Genomic DNA, 21,137 nt, shown 5'->3' with positions numbered 1-21,137 from the left:
TAGTTGATTGAATTCCAGCCGAGAAACTTCTGGCCGGTCGGTATACCTACCCATGTTGTTACCTACATGGCAAGGCAGTGAACATTTGCCAAAAGTGCTCAGATCGCTTTTGGCAAACAACCAGCGGCAGTCTAAATTTTGAATTGCGCACGTTTTGCGGTCAAATGGATTATCCCGCGCGGAAGGAGCACAGGCTTTTTCTGGCCGGGTGAGGGGCAGCGCTGGAGTGGGCCTAAATCTCCAGCGAAAAAAAATTTGAATTTTGACCCACTATGATAGTGCCCTCGCGATCTTCCGCAGGTGCTACCGTCAGCCATGAGCAGTCTCTGTTGCGTCAATGTGCTGCCGAAACCTCCCTCAACATTACCTCCGCCTGTGCCAAGACGGTCTGTACGGCTTCCTGCTCCAGATCCGGAGGGTAGCCGTACTTCTTGAGGATGCGCTTGACGAGAATGCGCATTCGGGCGCGGGCGGTTGCCTTGTGGTGCCAGTCGACCGTCGCAGAGCCTCGCATCTGCTCGACAAGTTCGTGAGCGATCACCCTTAGCTTCTCACTACCCATGGCCTCGACGGCACTCTCGTTCTCGGCAAGGGCGTCATAGAAGGCCAACTCCTCAGGAGACAGCCCATGCTCCTCACCTCTAACCGCTGACGCCTTGATGTCCCTTGCCAGTGCGATCAGTTCTTGGATCATCTCAACGGTCGATATCGCGTTGGCATGATACCGAGCCACGGCTTCCTCAAGACGTCGCGAGAACGACTTGGTCTCAACGACGTTAGATCTCGACCGGCTGCTTATCTCGCCATTCAGCAGCTTCTTTAAAGCCTCCAGAGCGAGGTTCTTCCTCTCCATCTGTTGGATTTCGGCAAGGAATTCCTCGGATAGGATCGACAAGTCTGGAGTCTGGATACCCGCCGCCTTCAGGATGTCCACAATTTCTGCGCTTGCGACGGCCTGATTGAGTAGCTGTTCAACCGCAAAGGTCTTGGCCCGATCCGACATCTTGCCCCTCGCCGTCGTCTTGGCGAGCGCGGCACGAACTGCCTGAAAGAAGCCGACCTCGTCCCGTATCGCTCGGGCCTCGTCACTAGCGGACGCCAGCGCGTACGCTTTGCTCAGCTCCAGAACCACATCCTGATAGCGTCGGTGCGCCTTTTTCTTGTCGTCGGCGCCCGAAACCTTCGCAGCCTCGCGCTCTTGCCACGCGAGGATCCAATCGATGGCGTCAGCCAGCGCCACCAGGCGTTGCATAGGCTGGCCGAGGACACCGAGACGGTAGTCATGTCCGTGGAACATCCCTCGCACGACCTCATACTTCTCCATAAGGACGGCAACAGCCGCCTCCTCATCAATGCCTGTCTTTTCCTGATCGGAAGTTGTGTATTCGCCCAATGCGTTTTTGAGGTTTTGTGCGATCCCGATGTAGTCAACGATCAAGCCCCCTGGCTTATCCTTGAACACCCGGTTCACGCGAGCGATTGCCTGCATCAATCCGTGCCCGCGCATCGGTTTGTCGATGTACATCGTGTGCATGCAGGGCGCGTCGAAGCCGGTCAGCCACATATCCCGCACGACCACGAGCTTGAGTTCGTCGTCGGCGTCACGCGCCCGCTTGGCAAGGGCGTCCCGCCGCTTCTTGCTGCCGATATGGGGTTGCCAGTCCAACGGATCGGATGCTGACCCCGTCATCACAATCTTGACCGCGCCCTTGCTGTCATCGTCTGAGTGCCACGCTGGCCGTAGCGCCACGATGTGGTTGTAGAGGTCCACGCAGATACGGCGGCTCATGCAGACTGCCATTGCCTTGCCATTCATGCCCGAGATACGAGCCTCAAGGTGTTCGACAAGATCGGCGGCGATCTCCGAAAGACGTGTGTCCGATCCCACCAGCCGCTCGACCGTCGCCCACTTCGCCTTCTGCTTCTCCTGTTCGGTGAGCGTATCGTCTTCTAGGATCGCCTCGATCTCGGCGTCGATCCGGGGCTTCTCGTCTTCGTTCAACTCAATACGAGCCAATCGGCTCTCGTAGAAGATCGGAACGGTCGCACCATCTTCCACAGCACGGCTGATGTCGTAGATGTCGATGTACTCTCCGAAAATCGCTGGCGTGTTCACGTCGTCGGCTTCGATGGGAGTTCCCGTGAAGCCGATGAAGGAGGCGTTGGGCAGTCCCTGGCGGATGTAGTGCGCGTAGCCATAGCGGCGTTTGCCCGAGGTCTTGTCCAGCTTTGCATCAAAGCCATACTGGCTTCGGTGTGCCTCGTCAGCTATGACGATGACATTGCGACGGGCGGTCAGCACAGGAAAGCTCTCCTCCCCGGCCTCGGGCGAGAACTTCTGAACCGTTGTGAAGATCACCCCGCCGGAGGCGCGGTTGAGCAGCCGACGAAGCTCGTCGCGGCTGTCTGCCTGCTCGGGCGTCTGGCGGATTAGATCGCGGCACAGGCTGAACGTCCCGAACAGCTGGTCGTCAAGGTCGTTGCGGTCGGTCAACACAACCAGCGTCGGGTTCTCCAGTGTCTTCGACCTCACGATCAGCCCGCCGAAGAACGCCATTAACAGGCTTTTGCCCGAACCCTGCGTATGCCAGATGATGCCGATCTTGCGGTCACCGTCAGGCTTCGCCGCCTCGATTGCGCTGGTGAGCGCCTTTGTTGCGCCATGGAACTGATGGTATCCGGCGATGATCTTGAACGGACCTTCGCCTTTGTCGCCGAACACAATGAAGTCATGCAGCAAGGCGAGGAACCGTTTGCGGTCGAACACGCCGCGCAACAGCGTCGCCATCTCGCGGGGGCCGTGGGGCGTGAAATCGCCATCAGCTCCCGTCACCGTCCGCCACGGCATGAACCGTTCTTCGTCAGCGGTAAGCGACCCTATCCTAGCCAGGACACCATCCGAAGCGATCAAGACCGCGTTCGTCCGAAACAGCGACGGCACCTGCGCCTTGTAAGTCTGGAGCTGATTGAAGGCAGCGGCAATGTCGGCGGTTTCGTCACCAGCGTTCTTTAATTCGATGATGGCGAGGGGCAGGCCGTTGACAAACATCACGATGTCGGGGCGGCGCTTGTGGCGGCCTTCAACCACGGTGAATTGGTTAGTCACCAGCCAGTCGTTGTTGTCGGCGCTATCGAAGTCGATCAGCCAGACCTTGTCGCCTTTTATCTCCCCATAGGCCGCTAAAAACTCGACATCGACACCTTCGGTAAGAAGCCGGTGGATACGCCGGTTCTCCTCGACCAGCGATGGGGTCTCTGTGACGAACAACTGCTTTATCGCGGATGCGCGGGCCTCGGCTGGGATGCTCGGGTTCAGACGGTCCACCGCTGCCTTGAGATGGGAAGTCAGGATAGTATCGGAATAGGCGTCACGCGCCGGCGCGGTACCGTCTGGCGCAACCTGGCTCGAAGGGGCGTAGGTGTAGCCAAGGCCTTCGAAAATGCTAATGGCCGCATCCTCGACGACCTCCTCGCGAAAGCCAGATCGGGAGGACTCGGTCTCGACCTGCTGGTAGACGATGTCGATCCCGTCGCCCTGAGGCATCAGACAAAACGCTCCTTGATATAAAGAAGCGCTTGCTCACCGGTCATCTCCCGAGAGGAATTGCCGTTTCTGACATAGAAACGCTCCGTCGGCACTCCGCCCTTGTCAATGACCTTTAGGTAAATTGGCTTGTTGGCCGGCGCGACATCGAGCCGACAGATTTCCTTCTCATCGATTTCCGGAAAGGAAGCCTTGAGTCTGGTCGCAGCAAAAGCCTCCCCAAAGGCATTGATGACGAGAGATTTTAAGTGAAGTTCGAACTTGTCGCGGTCGCCGCCATTCAGGCTCTTGTAGTCGTTGTCGAGGCCGGAAATAGTGCCATCGTCAGCCACGCCAATCACCAACGTCCCACCTTGCAAATTGGCGAAAGCGGCGATGGTCTTCATGATGACGCCTTCAAGATCCTTGTTCACATTCCCTTGGCGGATGTCCCAGCGAAGCGTTTCCTTGAACTCGACGTCTTCGTTCTCACCTTCGGCGATCAAATCCTCCAAGCTAGTGCTTTCGGAAACGGCATTTGTCTCGGCCAAGCCCTCAAGCCACGCATTGAGGCTGTCAGCCAACATCTTGCGACGCGTCTTGAGGAAGAGTTCGTAGTTCTCGATTTGCCAGAGTTCTTGGTCCTCGGGGATCAATTGCAGAGAAAGTGCCTTTGGCTGGCTCTTCATCACTGAGGTTAGGTACCCTTCGGTCTCCGTCTTGCCTTTCGCCCGATTGGCGATCTGAGTAAGCAAGGCCCTGTTCGTCAGCTCCTGCGCCAACTGGTATTTTAGTCGGTTCTCCGTGCCATAACCCTCGGCCTTGAGGTTGGCGAAGGCGAAGATGTGGTCGTACTCCAGCTTGTACTTCTCACCCATAGGACGATGTATGGAAACACCAGTGGTGAGGCATTTCGCCCCTTTGCTCTTTAGGTGCCAGCGCACGAGTCCGAACAGCGGATGCTGAATGGCGCTCCCCACGAACTCATCGGCAGCAATTGAAATCGCCCCGCCCCGTTCCTCGCGGATCACTTCAAGCAGTCGTTCAAACGGCACGTCGGAGGTAGCGACGATCTTCAGATCATGGTCGAGCTTTTGCGGGAGCTGGCTCACGTACCGACGACGAACCTGCGAATAGAAGAACCACTTCACAACCTTCTGGATATCGGTGTTAGTGAGTTTGCAGTTCATCCGATGGCAATAGACCACTATCGGGATCACCGCATAGATCGAGTTGATTTCGTCCGTATGATCGACGAAGGCGTGGTCGCGCAGCAGGTTCGCCACATAGTCCAGCACCTTGCCATCAAGTGCTTTCCAAGCCGCGCGGATCGTGTCGTTGTTGTCTTTCGAGTGTAGCCTCCTCATCTCTGAGCCGCCCTGGTGCAAAATGCCGAGCAGGGCGTAGACGACGAAATCCAGCTTGAACACGAAGCCGTTCTTTTTCAGCGCCTCCAGCTTCTCCTTGAAAGCCTCACGTGCCTGCGGCCAGTAACCAGAGATTTGCGCTAATGCCAGTTCTGCATCGGTCAGAGACACGCCGCCAGCATTGACGATGTAGAAGATGTCGATCGCCTCACGCAGCGAGGCTTTCGCGGGAATGTTCTGCTCGGGAAAGTTACGTTCGAGGATACCCTGCACGGCGGCGAAGTTATCATCGATCCGGTCATCTTCCTCCTTAGAGAGATCGCGGCCCCCTTTCTCGAGTGCGCGCACGACGTCCTTCGCGCGAGTATTTTTCTTGAAGATGTCGGTCACATTCAGCCATCGCGGATCCGCATCCATCCGCCTTTGATGATACTCGATTTCAAGGGTCTCTACGTTGATGTGGAGGCCGCGCGTATCGTCCGTAATATCGTCGAGCGTGTAGTAAGGCGGAAGCTCGCCCCGGATTAGCATGTAGAGCGTGGTAACGCGTTGCTGGCCATCAAGAAGGATCTTAATTGTCCCCTGCTTGGGGTCATAGACGTGATCGCCCTTAAGTTCCGGCGGGTGATTTGTGTCCCACGTCAGGATCGTTCCGGTAGGATAGCCCTTGATCATGGAGTCTATAAGGAGCTTGGCATCCCTCTTCTTCCAAACGTATTCACGCTGGAAAGCCGGGATAAAGAGCTGCTTTTCGTCGATCTTTTCGAGAATGCTGCGGATCAACATGGCGGGGATGTCTCAAGGAGTAATTGGAAAGCCCGACTAGGCTTTGATGGCATCGAGAATGCGGTCAAGTTCGCTTAGGGCCCTGGGAACAAAGCGCCACGCGTCGCCGCGATGGAGATGGGCCATAGTCTTCAACCCGGTATGGCGGCCATAGCGCATGGCTCCGGTAGGGCTGGGCACGGCATAGGTTTCACTGCCGTGCCGAAACTCACCACCAAGTCCCAATGCGCCGGTTCGATCCAGAGCGTCGGCCTCGCACCAGAGCTGTAAGTCATTGCCTTTTACGACGATCACTATCTCGACCCCGGGAGTGCCCATCTTCGGCATAACATACCGTCGTGCATGCACACTCTGGTGTCCGGAGACATGAATGGCAGCTTCGTGGTCTAGCCGCTCGACAGCGTGCTTCTTTATCTGCTCGCCCTGCACGGTCACTGTGCAGCCTCCAGTCGCTGCTCAGCGTCTCGAATGGTGATCTCGCCGGACATGAGTTTAGGAAGAAGGAGGTCTCGTGTAGCCACGAGCGTTTTGCTTTCCCGCAGGTTCTCAAGCACTTTCATAATCAGAGGACCTGCAAGCGCTTCGTACGCCACCCTTGGAGCCTCTCCCGGATCGACCACCGTGGCCATTTCCAGCGTTTTGGTCGTGACGGTGTCGAATACAGAACCATGCGCCGCCTGAACTAGGCTTTCGACCAGTGCGCCAAAAGCCTGATTGAGAAAAAACGGAGCCGATCGTCGACTGACAAGTCCATAGCAGGTTTGGTTCATCGCAAAACTATCGCCAAACATGCAGTAGCGCCCAGTGGTCGCACCACGCGCAACTAGCACCGTGGCGAACCGAGGAACGATCTTGGCGGCGCTTTTTCTAAGCCCCAAATCCGTGATGGTACGCTCAGTATCGAGAAGAAAACTAGAGGCGCATTGGCTCACATCCTTTGCACTAGCCCACTTGATTGCCCCGCCCCAGTACCCGCTCTCAGTAGTTTTCGGAGTACCACCCGAAACCAGTTGGGCTTCAGTAAGCAGGCTTCTTCTATTCCAAGTTGCAGGCAACCCGTCATCGCCTAGTGCCGCCGGGAAGAGATCGGCCCGCTGCCGCAGTCGCTTGGGATCGGTTACAAGGCGCCCCATGATCTCGGCCGGATCGGAAGCACCCTCGATCTTACGGCGGGTCGGGCCGAAGTCGACAAACCAGTCGCGGAAGATCGCCTGCGCCATCGCCTCCAGCGTGTCGTTCATGCGCCGGTTCAACTCGATCTTGTCATCGATACTGCCGAGTAGGTCGACAACCAACTCCTGCTGACGGATCGGTGGCAATGAGACCTTGAACTCGTGGCAATCAGCCACTCGAATGTGACTGACCACGGAACCGGAGCCTTCATGACTTCCGAACTGATGTTGTAGGTCCGTCGAGCGAAATGCGTAGTATAGATACCGCGGAACGACCTTCTTGGGGTCGGGACGGTACTGCATCAGACGCTGGCCCAAGAAAACTGGCCCGAGACCGGATACATATCCGACCTCACCAATCGGGGCTTCCCGCGTTAGGATCACGTCTCCGTCAAGAAGTTTCGCTCTACGTGTCCAGCGTTCATATGTTCTCTCGTCAACGCGGCGACATGAAGAAAGGTCTATGCGGCCTTCCTTCACGTTGGTGGTTCGGATCATCCGGTACGGCGTGTCATGTTCGACGATAGGTGCGGTTCTATTCACACAATCGACGATAAGTGAGCACACGTCCTTTACCGCTACCCGTGGCCACTTACGCATCATCACGCACCAAACCCAGCACGCTTTGAATTTGCTCCTCTAGGGACTGCCCTTCGGCGAATTGGAACTGCAACTGCTCTCGCAACCCCTCGAACTTCTCTGCAAAAGAGACGCCGTCATCCCCAATATCCGCTGCGCCAACATAGCGTCCCGGCGTCAGCACATGCCCTTGCTCGCGGACCTCGGCCAGTGTAGCGGATTTGCAGAAACCGGCATCGTCGGCATATTCGGCCCAGCCATTGGCTTCCCGAGTTCCTGGCTTCGCCCGCCAGCAATGATAGACTCCAGCGATCTTGCCGATGTCCTCAGAGCTGAACTCCTTCCGCACACGATCCACCATAAAGCCGAGCTTGCGGCCATCAATGAACAGGATTTCCCCGCGCCGGTCGCGATGTCCGTTGGCGCTCTTGTTCCGCGCCAATATCCAGAGGCAGGCGGGGATTTGGGTTGAGAAGAACAACTGCCCGGGTAGCGCCACCATGCAGTCTATCACATCTGCCTCGACCATCGCCTTGCGGATGCCGCCTTCGCCCGACTGCTGTGAAGACATTGAACCATTGGCGAGCACCACACCCGCCGTCCCGCGTGGCGCAAGGTGATGGAGGATGTGCTGGAGCCAGCCGAAATTGGCGTTGCCCTTCGGGGGTGTGCCATGTTTCCAACGGACATCATCTATCAGACGCTCCCCGCCCCAATCCGAGATGTTGAAAGGCGGGTTGGCGAGGACGAAGTCGGCCTTTAGGTCCGCGAACTCGTCTCGGTGGAAACTGCCTTCGTTGTTCCAGCGGATGTCCGCGTCGATGCCCTGGACGGCGAGGTTCATCTTCGCCAACCGCCATGTGGTGTGGTTGATTTCCTGGCCATAGATCGCGATAGCGTCACGTCGCCCGCCGTGCTCCTCGATAAACTTCTCCGACTGTACAAACATGCCACCCGAGCCGCAGCACGGGTCGTAGACGCGGCCCGTATAGGGTTCGAGCATTTCGACTAGGGTGCGGACGACTGAACGGGGCGTGAAGAACTCGCCGCCTCGCTTGCCCTCTGAGCCGGCGAAGCCGGACAGGAAATACTCATATACGCGACCCAGCAGGTCTTTCGCCGTGTCGGCGCTGTCGTGCATACCGATGTTGGAGAAAAGGTCGATCAGCTCGCCGAGCATCGTCTTGTTCAGCGTCGGGCGGGCGTAGTTCTTCGGCAAGACACCTTTCAGGCTGGCGTTCGACGGAGCATTCTCGATTGCCTCCATGGCCTCATCGACCAGTTTGCCGATTTCGGGGCGCTTGGCATTGGCCTGCAGATGCGACCAACGTGCCTCCTTCGGAACCCAGAACACGTTCTCAGCAAGGTACTCCTCGGGGTCTTCCGCGTCGGCATACTCGTCTGCCTTGAGCTTCGTGTGCTGACCCTCGAAGGCGTCCGAAATGTACTTGAGGAAGATTAGGCCGAGCGCGACGTGTTTGTACTCGGATGGCTCCAAGTTGCCACGCAACTTGTCAGCTGCACGAAATAGTTCAGCTGTGAAATTTAGATCAGAATTATTGCCCGCGTCCGCTGCCACGTTTCCCCCCAAATCAGTGCGTCAAACTAGTTGTCAATATGTATGGTGTAAACGGCCAGTCTTAAGCGCTTCGTGTGACAGGCCCCATTGCGAGTCTCGACGGCGCATACCGCGACCACGGCGCGATATGCACTCTAGCTCGTGACTCGAAAAGGCATCATTTCACCTCGACCCCCAAGGCATTGCGATGCAAAGGTGCCGGTCGGTTCTCCTGAGGCCTTTGCTGGACGTTGGGTCGCGGCCTGCGCTCAGAGCAAACTGTCAGCGGAAGCTATCAACCAGGCGGTGCTAGCCTCACTACTTTCACCGTGCACAGCCAGACCCCGGACTTTCAACCAATCTCTGCTGATTTCCCACGGCACCAGTATGCCGTCCGATGCCCATACGGCCGCCTCATCGAGTCGGTAGAACGTCTTGTGCCCTGCTCCCTTGCGTCGCACGGTGGTTGGCGGTCCGGAGTTACGAACCCTCCAGTTCGCCATTACCTGCAAGCTGACGCCCAACATCCCGGCAATTGTGCTTGTGGGTACGGATCTCCACGGCGGTACATGGCCCCCACTAATCTGAGTTAAAAAGTCATCCCTCAGGACAGTACGACCGATCATTACTCTCTCGCGTCAAAACGACGGTTCAAAATGAACCGTCGGCTGGGCAGTCATGGCTTGTCCTGACCGCTTGCGACTTCCATCTACTATGGAACGCAAGATTAATATAAGGATATTGTCGATGAGTTGCAATAAATTTGCAGATGTTAGATATGTTTGTGAGCGGTTGGGCATTAAAGAGCGAACACTTCGTAGAATGTGTGCCAGAGGAGCTTTTCCGCAGCCTAACAAAATCGGTCGACAGTTGCGGTGGTCAGAAGAATTGGTAAACCGCTGGACGCCGGATCAGGCCGGCAATAACACTTATGTGACACATGAAACTCGCAGCGGCACTGTGGCGGTCCGCCTGATTAAACCCTCATTTCAGGCGACTATCCATGGCAGCATCTTTGCGGTTTTTCAGACCCGTGACGGCGCCTGGCATGTACGACCGTTCCGCACCCAGATAGTTTGGGACGCTGGGGACGAACCTCTTGAATTAAGTTGTGAGGATTGGGAAGTCCCCGAAATCGCTTTTGGCGACATTACCCAGTTGTCGACTCGATTGGCCAACAACGATGGAGACGAGAAGTGATCGACCTCCAATATTTCCATGAAAATTGGCTGGGCCATAGCGGCTTCGCAAATGTGTTTTCGGTCAAGGGCAACAGCCGCTCGTTTGCTTGGCCGCAAGAAGCTGATCAGCTAAGCTCATTCGCTAAGAAGCTCGACGGACTTGAAAGCGTATATGTGAGCTGGTGCTTGTTCGATCAACCCGACCGTCGCGCCGACAGCGCCAGCGTTGTACCTGGCGTCCTGTTCGACGTAGATCTGAACACTGGAAAACACGCGGCCAAGAACTATCCCGAGAGCGAGGGAGAGGCGCTGGAATTGCTTGCCCGATCTCCGTTGCCAAAACCGACGCGGGTTGTCCAATCAGGAGGTGGGCTCTATTTGCACTACCTCTTTGACGAGCCGTTCAGGATTGAGACGGAGCAAGATCGAACACGCGTCTCGGCGGTCCTCAAGGGTATGCATTCGTTGCTACAAAACACGTTCGCAGCCTCGGGCCGCAAGCTCGACAATGTGTCCGACCTCGCTCGCGTGACCCGACCCGTTGGCGCCATCAATCACAAATATGGAACGAGCGTCATCGTTGCAATTGCCGAGGCGGGTGGCGACCGCTATCGGATCGAGCAACTCGAAGCCTTGATTGGCCTTGGGGCTATCCCATTAAAGTCGCGACAAACGGCTCAATCCACCACGAAGAAGTCCGAGGCTGATGGCAGCTTTGAGCTGGCGGAACGACACTGCGGATTTCTTCAACGGCTGACTGCGGAACCAAATAAAGTAACGGAGCCAGAGTGGTATGCTGCTGCCACTATCGCAGTACGCTGTCAGGATGGAGAGGCCCGTTTCCACGAACTGTCCGCGCTTGATACATCACGGTACGACGAGTCAGAGACCGCAAGAAAACTGCGACAGGCGGCGGAAGCCAAACCCCGAACATGCGCGAGCATTGAAAATGACCTAGGCTGCACTGCCTGCAAACGGTGTCCTTTCAAGGCATCGGACATCGCATCGCCCTATGCACTCGCACGCGGAGACGAGCAACTGTTGGAGCTGCAAAAATCATATGTGCTTGCCGGCGACACGGACTCCTATAGGTGCGTTACACGGGACGAACCCCCGTTGGCCCGACAGTCTTTCGACAACCAATTTGCCCACCGTGTTGCAAAGCCGCACTTGGATTTCATCAGAGATCGACGATCGCCAAAAGTGAAATTGGTCGACTACATTCCTGGCGATCGAAGGCTCATCGTCGATCAGATCGGCACGCTCGTCCTCAACAGTTGGGTCAGCGGCGGAGTCAGCGCTGCGAACGGCGATTGCTCCGTCATTCAAAGGCATTTCGCCTATTTGCTACCTAACAATGACGAACGTGAATGGTTTTACAAATACCTTGCCCATCTGCTGCAGAAGCCCTCAGTCAAGATCGAAAGTGCCATCATGCTTATAGGAGGTCAGGGCGTTGGGAAGTCCTTCGTCGCCAAGCTGCTAAGAGAGCTGTTTGGCGACTCAAATGTTTTCGTCGACGATTGCGGGTTACACGCGTCGGACTACAAACAAGCCCTAGGCAATCGCCAGGTCCTGGTTATTGAGGAAATGGCAACCGCTCATAGATGGGAAGTGTCGAACAGCATCAAGCCTTGGATCACTGCGGAGAAAGTGCTTGCTTCCGACAAATTCGTCCGCTCGCACTCGGTCCGCACGCCCCGTGGTATTTTCATTTTTACCAACCACGCCGTGCCAGCTTCGCTGGAAAAGGATGATCGCCGAAACGCGGTATTCCGCATCGATGCTCCTCAGCAGCCGCAACCCTATTATGAGTTCCTCTGGAGCTTTGGGTTGAGGCAAGCTGACTGTTTCAAGGCCTGGTTACAAGAGATGGATATCTCGGCTTGGTCTCCGAACAGCCGACCGCCAATGACAGAGGCGAAACGGGAGATAATTTTGTCAAGCCGAACCTCCGCCGCCATGGAGATTGAGGACCTCGTGCGTTTTGGGGATGGAGAATTGGTCACATTGAACGATGTAATGCGATGGCTCAACACGCCCCTTGGTCAGAACCAATTTAGCCTCAAGCAGGTTCGCGCCGCAATGAATGAGCTTGGCTACCGAAAACTGGACAAGACGAAGCTGTCCGGGGGGCGCACTGTTGATTTGTGGGCAGTTTCAAAGGTCGAAGATTGGTTGACATCGGATCACTCAGCCCGAAAGACCCACTATGAGGGGCGGCGAACATCAACGGGAACGACGCTGGCAGTCATATCCACACTTCAGGGTTCTCCGGTTGCCGAACGGTTCCATAGTTAGCAGGATGCCGGAACCGCAAATGCTAAACAAAATCAATGGCATCTTCAGCATTTACCTCGGTTCCAGAGTTCCAGTAATGTGGATATGTTTGAAATTATTCTTTTGTTTGTCGTTCGCCCCTGTTCGCTTCCGGAACTGAGGAACTTGGAACTACGCCCCTACGTAGCTTCGAGGAAAGATGTAGTCTGTCTTGCCAGTAGTGCGGGCATTCATCTAGCCTGATTATCAAACATGGTTTCGGTGTTGCCGGAGACAAGATGCGAGCCGTACTGGGAATTGACGCTGCGTGGACCATGACGCAGCCGAGCGGTGTGGCGCTTGTAATCGAAAATTCCAATGGCTGGGAGCTGCGAGCAGTAGCCGCATCCTACCGCGCCTTCTGTTCGATTGCGGAGGGTAACGCTGTAAGTCACTCCAACCCGGCACCCGGTGCCCAAGAAGTGCTAACAGCGGCATCCGCCTTAGCCGGTTTGCCGGTCGATCTCATCGCGGTAGATATGCCGCTATCACGGACGCCGATCCAAGCCCGCCGTGCGAGCGATGACTCAGTCTCTCGTGCCTATGGGCAACGCTGGGCCTCAACGCATACACCTAGCGCTTTTCGTCCGGGGGCAGTCAGCGATGCGCTACGGTTCGGCTATGAGCAGAGAGGCTATGAACTGCGAACGTCCGGTGACGTGTCGAGCGGTCTGGTAGAAGTCTACCCGCATCCGGCTTTGATCGAGTTTGCTGCGTCCGAGCGACGTCTTCCGTATAAGTTTGGCAACCGCAGAAAGTACTGGCCCGACGAGCCAAGGTACGTTCGGCTTCTCAACATCTGGCGAGAGATGCGCACGATTGTCGGATTGCTCGACAATGAAGTCGCGGGCGTCGAGCAAGCGTTGTCCGCCTTCAATTGGGAGGCGGCATCAGCGAAAGAATGGAAGGCTTACGAAGACATGCTTGACGCGGTCGTGTGTGCGGCGGTGGGCATCTGTGTTCTTGATGGCCGAGCAATCCCGTTCGGAGATGAAAATTCGGCCATTTGGGTGCCGAAGCCGGGTTGTGCAAAACCGGCGCACGTGAAGGACACTATCACGGTACGCTCGGGCAGCGCTGTGTGACCCTTCTCTCAAGGTGAAGGCGGATCAGGCGTAGTCGAGATGTCACAAGAACGGGTTCGAATGAAGCTACGGGTTCCTTGCTTATTGGTCAAAACGAGGCGCCGGCCATCGGTCGGCGCTCATAGTTGACCTGAGTGTCAGGAGGTTGGCTTGATGATAATCACTGGAAATCTCCTTTCTAGAACTTGTCATCCAGAGCAATTTCGGAACGGAAAACCTGCAGGTCGGGGTCTTCCGCTGGAGGCACCCGAGACCACTCGACGTGGTCAATGTTCTTAAATTCGGGCCATACCTCCGTAAGACGGCCGTAGGCAAACCTGCCGGCCTTTATGACGCGCTTGCGCTCATCGGCGTCCGAAGCGTGGTCCGCGAAAGCCGACGCGGACGTTACAGCGTTCAGGCCGGCGGTCTTAAATCCGGGGTGATGCGTCGATCGCGCAAAGCTCCTGAACGTCTCGTCGTGGTGTTTGGCAAGAGTCCGCAGTTCTTCAGCCTGAAGGATGTCTATTAGAGGCGGTACGTTCCCGCTCTCCACGAGGGTCCTCTGCTGCAAGGCCGAAGCCTTCAAGCTGAGCACGCGACCCAAGTTTCGGCGGAGCGGGTCTTCGGCCTTCCCGCGAAGGATCTTATCACACGACGTGAGTGCGCTGAGGGCAAATCCGGCCAACTCAGTGCGAGCCAGGCCGTCCAATGGTACGCCTGACCAAAGTGACACCAGGGCATAGCGCGCGATCAGAAAGAACATCCCGGCAGGGTCGTCGTCCCGGTCCGGGTCGATGGAACGTAAGAAGAACCAGCGGTCTTCCATCAGAGCCCTCAAGCCTGCCGAAGCCGCCTTTTTTCTGCGGCCGGCGTCCGCCAGCTCAAAGTGGAAACTGAGTTCGTTATTCTCACCCTCTATGCGATTTGAGAACTGAGGAAGATCGAGCCGACGCTCCACCGCTCTCTCCACTGCGGCTCGATTTGGATAACTCAACGCTGCGGCGCTATTTCGCAAAACGCGCCAGAACGAGTTGACGTGGACACCCGCTTCGCGGGCAAGAGCCGCCATGGTTGGCATGAGGTCGCGTCCAAGCCGGATAAGGCTCTGGTCCGACATATTGGAAAGGCTAGTTGTCACGAGTACCTCCCGTTGCAATGGTGCAGCGAAGACTCGATCGGGATTGCGGCCGCATTATGGCGTATTTCGATGCACTACTTTCGATATTCGTTGTGCACACAAGAAAAGAGCATGTTTGTACGCACAAGAGGTTCGAATAGATATACGCACAACATCGAGTAATTCTTTTCGTTCCCATAAATCATATTCGAATTTACGTTCTCCATAGTTCCGATGTCGGGACTAAAACTAAATCAACATGGAGAACACCAATGAAAACTCTCTATCTCCGCCTAGTTGTCGCGACCGCAGTCAGCCTCGCCGCGGCGCCGGCCTTGGCCCAGACCCAGTCGACAAATCCCCACCAACCCGGCGGCCCGCATGAGCCGAGCCCCGGCGCTCCGCCGAACCAGACCTACCCCGGCGCGGCGATTGTGCCGATCCCCAACGGCGGGCTCTATGGCGGCGCCACGATCAAGGGCGATGGCGTCGATGTTCACGCTACCGGTGTGCTGTCGCCAAGCGGCAACGTTAGTGGCCGTGCTGACGTGGTCATTAATCCGCAGCAACCTACAAAGTCGCCCGAACCACCGGTCGAGACGCCGAAGATTGGCGAGCCTGAGCCCGTGCCAGGCATCCCGGGCTTCCCGAACGGGCTCGATATTCCGCCGGAAGTGCCGCCATCGGATCCGCTGCCCTCGCCGGAGCCGCAGGCACCAAGTGAGTTTGGGCCCTCCATTGAGCCGTCGCCCTCGCTGGATGAGGCACCGCAGATCGAAGAGCTACCCAACCCCGCCGACAGTAGCGGTGATTTCGAGTGACTCTCGGGCGCGGGCGTCCAAAGGGATGCCCGCGCCTCATCCGTGCCAATCCATCCAGCCCTGCTTTCCCTCAACCGCAACGCCGGCAACCGCAGCAGCCGAAGCCATACATGTGCCTTCGACCTGCTTGCCCAAAAGCAAGGCAGCGGGCCTGCCTGTGAGGCCTGGGGCATTCACGCATGGAACCGAGGATCTGAAGTTCCATATCGAGATTGCGCTGGGCAGCGGTCGCCTCAGCCAATGGCAAGTCAATTTCTCATCGACATTCACGCGCGCCTGGAGAAATACGGTCCCAACACGAGGTAACCTACAAGCAGCGCACCAAGCTCTATGGGCCGTCTCGTCACGACCAACGCCAGCAGGTTTGCCCAGCCTGTGATAGTGTTTGTCTGGCGCGTCCCCAAGCCAGTTGGAGGGTCGCCGCATCTGGCTTAGGTTCTGCCCTGCTGCCTTGAGTGGATCGATCACGAGCATCAGCTTCCAGAGGCAAGGGCAACGTCACCGATTACGCAGCGGTACCCGGTTAATTCGTGATATGGTAGCCGCTTCCTTGAGAGGAGTACGGACCCATGAAATCGCAGTTCGTGTCATGCGCCATGCTTACCTTGGCGCTCAGCGTTTCCTGTGCCTTTGCCGATGAGATCAAGCCGACTGATGGCACTGGGACCGCCACAAAGGAAACAACCGTCGCCAGCAAGATCATTGGGGATGGCGTCATGCCCGACGGTCGGGAATGCATCGTCGACACCGCTCCTAACTGCGCCGCTAAGGACGAGAAGACCGCCAACAAGATCATTGGGAATGGCTACAAGCCCGACGGTCGGGAGTGCATAGTCGGCACTGCGCCTGACTGCGCCGCTAAAGCCAAAATGATCGCCAGCAAGACCATTGGGAACGGGCTGAAGCCGGAGGACAAGACCCTCGCCAATAGGTAGAGCGCATCGGCGGGTGGTCATTGCTTGACAAGGGGCATTATCGAACCAGCATCCGACCCGGTTCGCCAAGCGCACACCATTGAGAACTTGCTCATTGACGTGCCCTGACCACCAGCCGGTTGCATCCTACTCAAGCTTCGAAACAACAGCGGCAGCAATCGCTGCGATCACAGCGAGGAGGATGTCGCGGCCAGCCGCCGAGGGTGACGTACCCGCGTAGCTGGCAAGCGTGAAGTAGACGATGGCGCACGTCACGCCGATGGGTATCAGGGAGGGAGGGAGGCTCATCCGCAAAAGCTTTCTCTGTTTTGGGCGAGAATGCTTTTGGGGCTGTGGCCCACCGGAAAGCGTCCTCGACCCATGGGTCAAAGTTCGCCTTCTCGGAGATTTCCGCCGGATACCACTCCCTTGCCCGGGAATGAGCCGATCAGCCGTAGAAGTCTCCCGACAACATCCCGTCGGGCCGGGTCACATCATTAACATGCGAGCGTGATGGCCACTGGTGGCGGAAATCCCTTGGTGGCCGTTCCGACGGGGCGAAACGCGTCCCCCCTCCCGGTTCTCGAAGTACTGCACTGATTTGGTGATCGCGAGATCGCGAGACAAGGCCCGCTCCAAGATTTCGTTGTCGATCTGTCGCGCCGCCTATTCTGACCCTTACAGGTCTGACTGTTCAGCGCGACCCATGGTAGATCGTATGGTTGCAGGCGGGCAGGCCTTTCAGGGATGCACGCGAGACAAGGCAGTCGGCGCCTCGATGAACAAAAGGACAATGATCGAAGAACTCACACAGCTGAGCATGCGGCTGAATGGGCTCGTTGTGCCGGGAAGATCCATCGAGCGGGCTTTGGCCGCTTACTCCTTCAACCTCGTCGTGAACAACAACCATGACACCTATAAGGTCTCGCTGGTTGGGTCTGCGACTGCCGTCCACTTCAACGGCAGGTACATTCTGTTGTGCAGCAATCATCAGCTGAGGGGCGTTGATCCGCAGCAGGTGGCGATGCTCAAAGACGACGGAAGCATCTTGGTCACTTCGGGGGGCTACGCGACCTATCAGGCACGCCCTGATACCGACGCGAACGACATCGCTGCCTTCGATTTCACAGAACCCGTTGCAGCTCACCCCGATCTGAAGAGGCGTTTCTTCGAGCTGAAGGAATTGCCGCCCGACACGCCAGTCACGAATGTGATGGCGATGCTGCTGACTGGTTATCCATCCGCCGGTCAGACGTATGATTTGGAAACGAAGAACCATCTTGGGCTGGCTCGCCTTAACGTCGCCTGCACGCCGGACGGGCAGCCGAGGGACAACGCTTTGATCCGCGTTCGTGCAGCAAGCCCCCTTTCAATCGATCCCGACGGCATGAGTGGTGGCTCTGCCTTTGTGATCCACTTAGAGGGAACGGACCTTCGGGCCTACTTCGCGGGGGTGATCCTGCAGGGTGGCAGGGAGCTGTTCCACGTGCTGAAGCCGGGCAATGTGATGGCATTCCTCCGCAGTGTCTATCCATGACAAGGGGCGGCAGGGGGGAGTTTGGCGCGAGCCGGTAGTCCGATCACCCGCTCCGAGATTTCTAACAAAAAATTCCTGCCTCACATTCGCGCTTCGCGACCGGCCGGGCTGTTGTGAGTTTGGACCCTATCAGCCCGCCGGCCCGTCGCCCTTCTGGAAGGGGCTTCGGAAAGCAAATAGGGCTCAAAGGTTGTCGCGCTCTCCATCCGCGAGGCGAGAGGCGTCAGGCCGCCCCTACGACTTTCCGCATGGCGCTCGTAAGCACCTCAAGCCCCGTCTCTGGCCCGCTATGACGCTCCGCCGCGCCACCCAGCGTGTGGCCAAGGACCGGGTTCTTGCCGCGCGAGCCAGTAGGTCTTTCTGAACCTATTCACACACAGCCGGCTGCCCAGTATTGTGGCCGCAAGGGTGCGCTTGTTCGTGGCCGACTGAGCAAATGGCAACGGCAATTCCTCCTCGATATGCACGCGCGACTGGCGAAGTACGGGCCACGCACCCGGCTGAGCGCAAAGCAGTGGGCGAAACTCTATGAGATCATAGACTCTGCACCACCAAGCACTCGCGAGCCGAGCCAACCGCGCCCGTACAGGCCCGCGTCGTCGCCGCACTGGCGACCGCAGCGCTGGCGAAGCCCACCTGGGCGCGAGGCGCGGTACTTGGCAGCCAGGTTCGTCAGAACCTTGGGGATCGCTCTGGCATTGATCGTCGGGTCCATGATCTATTCTTCGTCGTGAAGGGCGGGCACGTCACTTGGCCAAGCATGCCGTCGTTCGCGAGGTCAGGCGGAGCGGAGAGGGTGCCGCTTGCAAGAACGCAGTTCACCATAACGGACGGTGACACCATTCGACTCAACGGTGCCGCGAAGGGGACACGGTTAGTCGGCTTCAACGCGCCCGAAAGCATCGAGCCCAGGTGCGACACTGAGGGAGACCTTGGGCGTCGAGCGAAGGCGCGCCTCAAAGAGCTGGTTGCTGCCGCGAAGCTAGAACTGAAGATGGTTCCGTGTTCTTGCCCGCCGGGAACCGAGGGCACAGACGCTTGCAACTATGGCCGAAGCTGCGGCTCTCTCTTCGCTGATGGCCGCGATGTTGGCGAGGTGTTGGTGTCAGAGGGATTGGCTGAGCCGTTTGTCTGCGGCGCGGCGAGCTGTCCGCCGACGCCTCGCCCTTGGTGTCGCGCCTAAGTCGGGCTGCGTGATCTTACAAAAGAAGAACTAAATCTTCGCATCGCCATAGTGAGCAAATACAGCTCGCATCGCACGCTCAGCGTCCTTCCGTTGCTTATCAGTAGGAGGGTTTGCCAGTTCGTAGTCAATCTGACTGGACAACCCATCCGTATTGACTACGAGGAACGTGAGGTCCGGTTTCTCTTCGCGGCTGATTTCATTTAAAATCGGCTTCCAAGGTCCCTGAGCGGGAATACCGACTGCCCGTCCGAGCACGCCATACCGAACCGTCTGGCCTTGCATAGCGCAATATCTAAGAACGGCTTTGATCGCCTCTTTTCGATCTGCGTATCGGACTTCGCGAATTTTCATTCGCTGACCATACCGATCTGTCCGCAAAATTCAAACTGAGACACTCCCCCGAGCATCTATCGAACCACTGTTCAAAACAACGCCACGGCGGGGGCTTAATAGGACGACTGTTCCTGAGGAGGATGGATGTGATGAGAGAGGACGAACGCATTTCGATCGTTAAGGAACTCCTCTTTGCCTACGTGAAGAGCCCATCCCTGCGTCACATCCGCGACCCCTATTCGCTGATAAGATTGGCGCAGGAGATCGTTAGGCGGATTGACCGGGGCAATTCGATCTGGAGGAAGTGGGACGGGCAACGCGAGGTCCTTCTTAAGTCCGCCCTGGGTTGTTGGATACCGGTCGAGGCTCTGCGCGATTTCATCAACGAGATGCCGGGGCCACAGGTTACGGCGACAGATGTCAGCCAGCGTTTGAAGGCGTTCGAGGACGAGGAATACTTCTCATACCCAAAAGAGGAGCTTCGCCCTGGATGCCTCGCACTCTATGAGAAGGAAAGGGCCGAAGGCACCGAGCTTCCGGCCATCATCGGTCTACTCAGAGACCACGTAGAACGGGAAGAGGAGCGTCTTCGGGTAGAGCAGGAGGAACGGTATAAGAGATTGCGGGAAGAGGACCGGATGGCTCGCGAACAGCGGCTGCTGTCAGGCGCGGACTGCAGATGGACGCCGCTCACGAAATCCCCTCATTGGTTTTGCCGCGCCAACGGCAGGACATACCGTCTCTCACCAACGAAGGACAAAATGTGGAACCTCTACCGCGTTAGTTCCGTCTCCGAGGAAGATGAGAGAGCCTTGATCGGGAAGTACCGAGGGCGTGGCGACGCGACCAAAGTGGTCTCGCAAATGGCCTATGAGCCGGAGCCAAGGTGGTAAGGCGTCAAATCGGAGGCTGGGCGGCTGGGCCGTGGTGTATCGACTGCCTGTTCCTGATAGACCGTTCGATAGTTGGCGCTGATCAACGCCCGGCTGAGTGGAGGACGCATGAACGAGAAACCAGACCGGGAGCGACAGCTTGTCGTCCAGATCGTCAAGGGTGCAACGCCCGAACAGCACGACGCGCTCCGTACTTGGGCGTTGAAGCTTCTTGAAATCCGCCAGTCGGGCTTGCCGACGCGAACCAAGGCCAAACAAGCCGTCGCCGCAACCATGCACGGCAAAGTCGTTGGACCGATACTCAAGAATGCGCTCGGACGAGCGAAGAGTTTGGGGTGGGATAACAGAACTATGCCCCAGCGCCTCGGGATCGGTGGGGCGGCTGTCGGCGTAGCAGTGTTCGGCGGTCAGAGTGCAGGGATTGCCGCCCTCGGGATGGGCGTCGGGGTGCCACTCTGGGCGGCACTGGGAGCCGGGTCGATGTTTGCAAAGTATCTGTATGACGAACTTACCGAAGCCCCGCTGTCAGCCAAGAGTGGGGCTACCTACACGGTCATAGACGCGGATAAAGAGAACGGGCCGACGCCTTAAGGACAAGACCGCCCCAAACACCGGCAGGATAGCCGTGGCCAAGCTGGCTCGCGAGGGTGCAATGCGACTGCGCTGCTCCAACGTGGAGCAAGCGAGGTTCGTGAGGGCTGGCGTGTGTGGTTCAACGGAAGGGGCACGGGGGACTTCGCGCGAGCCAGTTATCTGATCCCCCGCTCGGAAATTTCTACAAATA

General features: G+C 57.4%; 17 protein-coding genes. 9 read left to right on the top strand and 8 right to left on the bottom strand.

What is annotated here, in order from left to right:
• Nucleotides 1–334 precede the first annotated feature (334 nt).
• From EN943_RS01380 to EN943_RS01360, 5 genes are all read right to left on the bottom strand, one after another.
• A complete protein-coding gene (locus tag EN943_RS01380) occupies nt 335–3,544 on the bottom strand; it encodes a type I restriction endonuclease subunit R (protein WP_127411211.1) in 3,210 nt (1,069 codons plus the stop codon).
• Nucleotides 3,544–5,676, bottom strand: a complete 2,133-nt coding sequence (locus EN943_RS01375) for a DUF262 domain-containing protein (protein WP_127411210.1) — start codon at nt 5,674–5,676, stop codon at nt 3,544–3,546. The genes EN943_RS01380 and EN943_RS01375 overlap by 1 nt, the downstream gene beginning before the upstream one ends.
• A 36-nt stretch (nt 5,677–5,712) precedes the next feature.
• Nucleotides 5,713–6,111: a hypothetical protein gene (locus tag EN943_RS01370; RefSeq protein WP_127411209.1), complete on the bottom strand. Its 399-nt coding sequence runs from the start codon at nt 6,109–6,111 to the stop codon at nt 5,713–5,715.
• Nucleotides 6,108–7,346 carry a restriction endonuclease subunit S gene (locus EN943_RS01365; RefSeq protein WP_164778032.1) on the bottom strand — a complete coding sequence of 413 codons (1,239 nt, stop codon included), beginning with the start codon at nt 7,344–7,346 and terminating at the stop codon, nt 6,108–6,110. Before EN943_RS01365 ends, EN943_RS01370 begins: the two co-directional genes overlap by 4 nt.
• 94 nt (nt 7,347–7,440) lie before the next feature.
• Nucleotides 7,441–9,006: a class I SAM-dependent DNA methyltransferase gene (locus EN943_RS01360; RefSeq protein ID WP_127411207.1), complete on the bottom strand. Its 1,566-nt coding sequence runs from the start codon at nt 9,004–9,006 to the stop codon at nt 7,441–7,443.
• A gap of 693 nt (nt 9,007–9,699) precedes the next feature.
• Between EN943_RS01360 and EN943_RS01355 the strand changes: the two genes are divergently transcribed.
• The 3 genes from EN943_RS01355 (at nt 9,700) to EN943_RS01345 (ending at nt 13,570) form a co-directional block, all read left to right on the top strand.
• Complete coding sequence (locus EN943_RS01355) at nt 9,700–10,185, top strand: helix-turn-helix domain-containing protein (RefSeq protein ID WP_206522726.1); 486 nt, start codon at nt 9,700–9,702, stop codon at nt 10,183–10,185.
• A complete protein-coding gene (locus EN943_RS01350; protein ID WP_127411205.1) occupies nt 10,182–12,467 on the top strand; it encodes a primase-helicase family protein in 2,286 nt (761 codons plus the stop codon). Before EN943_RS01355 ends, EN943_RS01350 begins: the two co-directional genes overlap by 4 nt.
• A gap of 257 nt (nt 12,468–12,724) precedes the next feature.
• Entirely contained in the window at nt 12,725–13,570 is an 846-nt protein-coding gene (locus EN943_RS01345; protein WP_127411204.1) for a DUF429 domain-containing protein, read from the top strand.
• 178 nt (nt 13,571–13,748) lie between these two features.
• On the opposite strand, the gene EN943_RS01340 is transcribed toward EN943_RS01345, so the two are convergent.
• Nucleotides 13,749–14,690 (bottom strand): hypothetical protein, encoded by a 942-nt coding sequence (locus EN943_RS01340; protein ID WP_127411203.1) that lies wholly within the window; start codon nt 14,688–14,690, stop codon nt 13,749–13,751.
• Nucleotides 14,691–14,941: 251 nt separating this feature from the next.
• On the opposite strand from EN943_RS01340, the gene EN943_RS01335 reads away from it, so the two are divergent.
• A complete protein-coding gene (locus tag EN943_RS01335; RefSeq protein WP_127411202.1) occupies nt 14,942–15,490 on the top strand; it encodes a hypothetical protein in 549 nt (182 codons plus the stop codon).
• A 569-nt stretch (nt 15,491–16,059) separates the two neighbouring features.
• Entirely contained in the window at nt 16,060–16,425 is a 366-nt protein-coding gene (locus tag EN943_RS01330) for a hypothetical protein (RefSeq protein WP_127411201.1), read from the top strand.
• Between the two features lie 126 nt (nt 16,426–16,551).
• On the opposite strand, the gene EN943_RS37520 is transcribed toward EN943_RS01330, so the two are convergent.
• A complete protein-coding gene (locus tag EN943_RS37520; protein ID WP_164778030.1) occupies nt 16,552–16,713 on the bottom strand; it encodes a hypothetical protein in 162 nt (53 codons plus the stop codon).
• A gap of 484 nt (nt 16,714–17,197) precedes the next feature.
• On the opposite strand from EN943_RS37520, the gene EN943_RS01325 reads away from it, so the two are divergent.
• Entirely contained in the window at nt 17,198–17,941 is a 744-nt protein-coding gene (locus EN943_RS01325; RefSeq protein WP_127411200.1) for a hypothetical protein, read from the top strand.
• Between the two features lie 760 nt (nt 17,942–18,701).
• On the top strand, nt 18,702–19,124 hold the full coding sequence (locus EN943_RS38165; protein ID WP_245475556.1) for a thermonuclease family protein: 423 nt from the start codon (nt 18,702–18,704) through the stop codon (nt 19,122–19,124).
• 30 nt (nt 19,125–19,154) lie between these two features.
• Here the strand turns inward: EN943_RS38165 and EN943_RS01315 are convergent, their stop codons facing one another.
• Entirely contained in the window at nt 19,155–19,478 is a 324-nt protein-coding gene (locus EN943_RS01315; RefSeq protein WP_127411199.1) for a hypothetical protein, read from the bottom strand.
• 131 nt (nt 19,479–19,609) lie between these two features.
• Between EN943_RS01315 and EN943_RS01310 the strand changes: the two genes are divergently transcribed.
• Nucleotides 19,610–20,353: a hypothetical protein gene (locus EN943_RS01310; RefSeq protein WP_127411198.1), complete on the top strand. Its 744-nt coding sequence runs from the start codon at nt 19,610–19,612 to the stop codon at nt 20,351–20,353.
• A 108-nt stretch (nt 20,354–20,461) separates the two neighbouring features.
• Complete coding sequence (locus tag EN943_RS01305) at nt 20,462–20,944, top strand: hypothetical protein (RefSeq protein ID WP_127411197.1); 483 nt, start codon at nt 20,462–20,464, stop codon at nt 20,942–20,944.
• Nucleotides 20,945–21,137: the final 193 nt, after the last annotated feature.

Origin of the sequence: Mesorhizobium sp. M7A.F.Ca.US.006.01.1.1 (assembly GCF_003997935.1) — a bacterium.
In the GTDB taxonomy this organism is placed as follows: domain Bacteria; phylum Pseudomonadota; class Alphaproteobacteria; order Rhizobiales; family Rhizobiaceae; genus Mesorhizobium.
The sequence above is the reverse complement of the archived record's forward strand: the minus strand, read 5'-3'. Positions and strand labels throughout refer to the sequence as shown.

What these genes read in the sequence shown, in the direction of transcription:
- EN943_RS01305 (WP_127411197.1), top strand. Translation starts at nt 20,462, where the DNA reads ATGAACGAGAAACCAGACCGGGAGCGACAGCTTGTCGTCCAGATCGTC.
- EN943_RS01365 (WP_164778032.1), bottom strand. Translation starts at nt 7,346, where the DNA reads ATGATCCGAACCACCAACGTGAAGGAAGGCCGCATAGACCTTTCTTCA.
- EN943_RS01325 (WP_127411200.1), top strand. Translation starts at nt 17,198, where the DNA reads ATGATCGAAGAACTCACACAGCTGAGCATGCGGCTGAATGGGCTCGTT.
- EN943_RS01330 (WP_127411201.1), top strand. Translation starts at nt 16,060, where the DNA reads ATGAAATCGCAGTTCGTGTCATGCGCCATGCTTACCTTGGCGCTCAGC.
- EN943_RS01345 (WP_127411204.1), top strand. Translation starts at nt 12,725, where the DNA reads ATGCGAGCCGTACTGGGAATTGACGCTGCGTGGACCATGACGCAGCCG.
- EN943_RS01355 (WP_206522726.1), top strand. Translation starts at nt 9,700, where the DNA reads ATGGAACGCAAGATTAATATAAGGATATTGTCGATGAGTTGCAATAAA.
- EN943_RS01375 (WP_127411210.1), bottom strand. Translation starts at nt 5,676, where the DNA reads ATGTTGATCCGCAGCATTCTCGAAAAGATCGACGAAAAGCAGCTCTTT.
- EN943_RS38165 (WP_245475556.1), top strand. Translation starts at nt 18,702, where the DNA reads ATGCCGTCGTTCGCGAGGTCAGGCGGAGCGGAGAGGGTGCCGCTTGCA.
- EN943_RS37520 (WP_164778030.1), bottom strand. Translation starts at nt 16,713, where the DNA reads ATGAGCCTCCCTCCCTCCCTGATACCCATCGGCGTGACGTGCGCCATC.
- EN943_RS01380 (WP_127411211.1), bottom strand. Translation starts at nt 3,544, where the DNA reads ATGCCTCAGGGCGACGGGATCGACATCGTCTACCAGCAGGTCGAGACC.
- EN943_RS01335 (WP_127411202.1), top strand. Translation starts at nt 14,942, where the DNA reads ATGAAAACTCTCTATCTCCGCCTAGTTGTCGCGACCGCAGTCAGCCTC.
- EN943_RS01315 (WP_127411199.1), bottom strand. Translation starts at nt 19,478, where the DNA reads ATGAAAATTCGCGAAGTCCGATACGCAGATCGAAAAGAGGCGATCAAA.
- EN943_RS01310 (WP_127411198.1), top strand. Translation starts at nt 19,610, where the DNA reads ATGAGAGAGGACGAACGCATTTCGATCGTTAAGGAACTCCTCTTTGCC.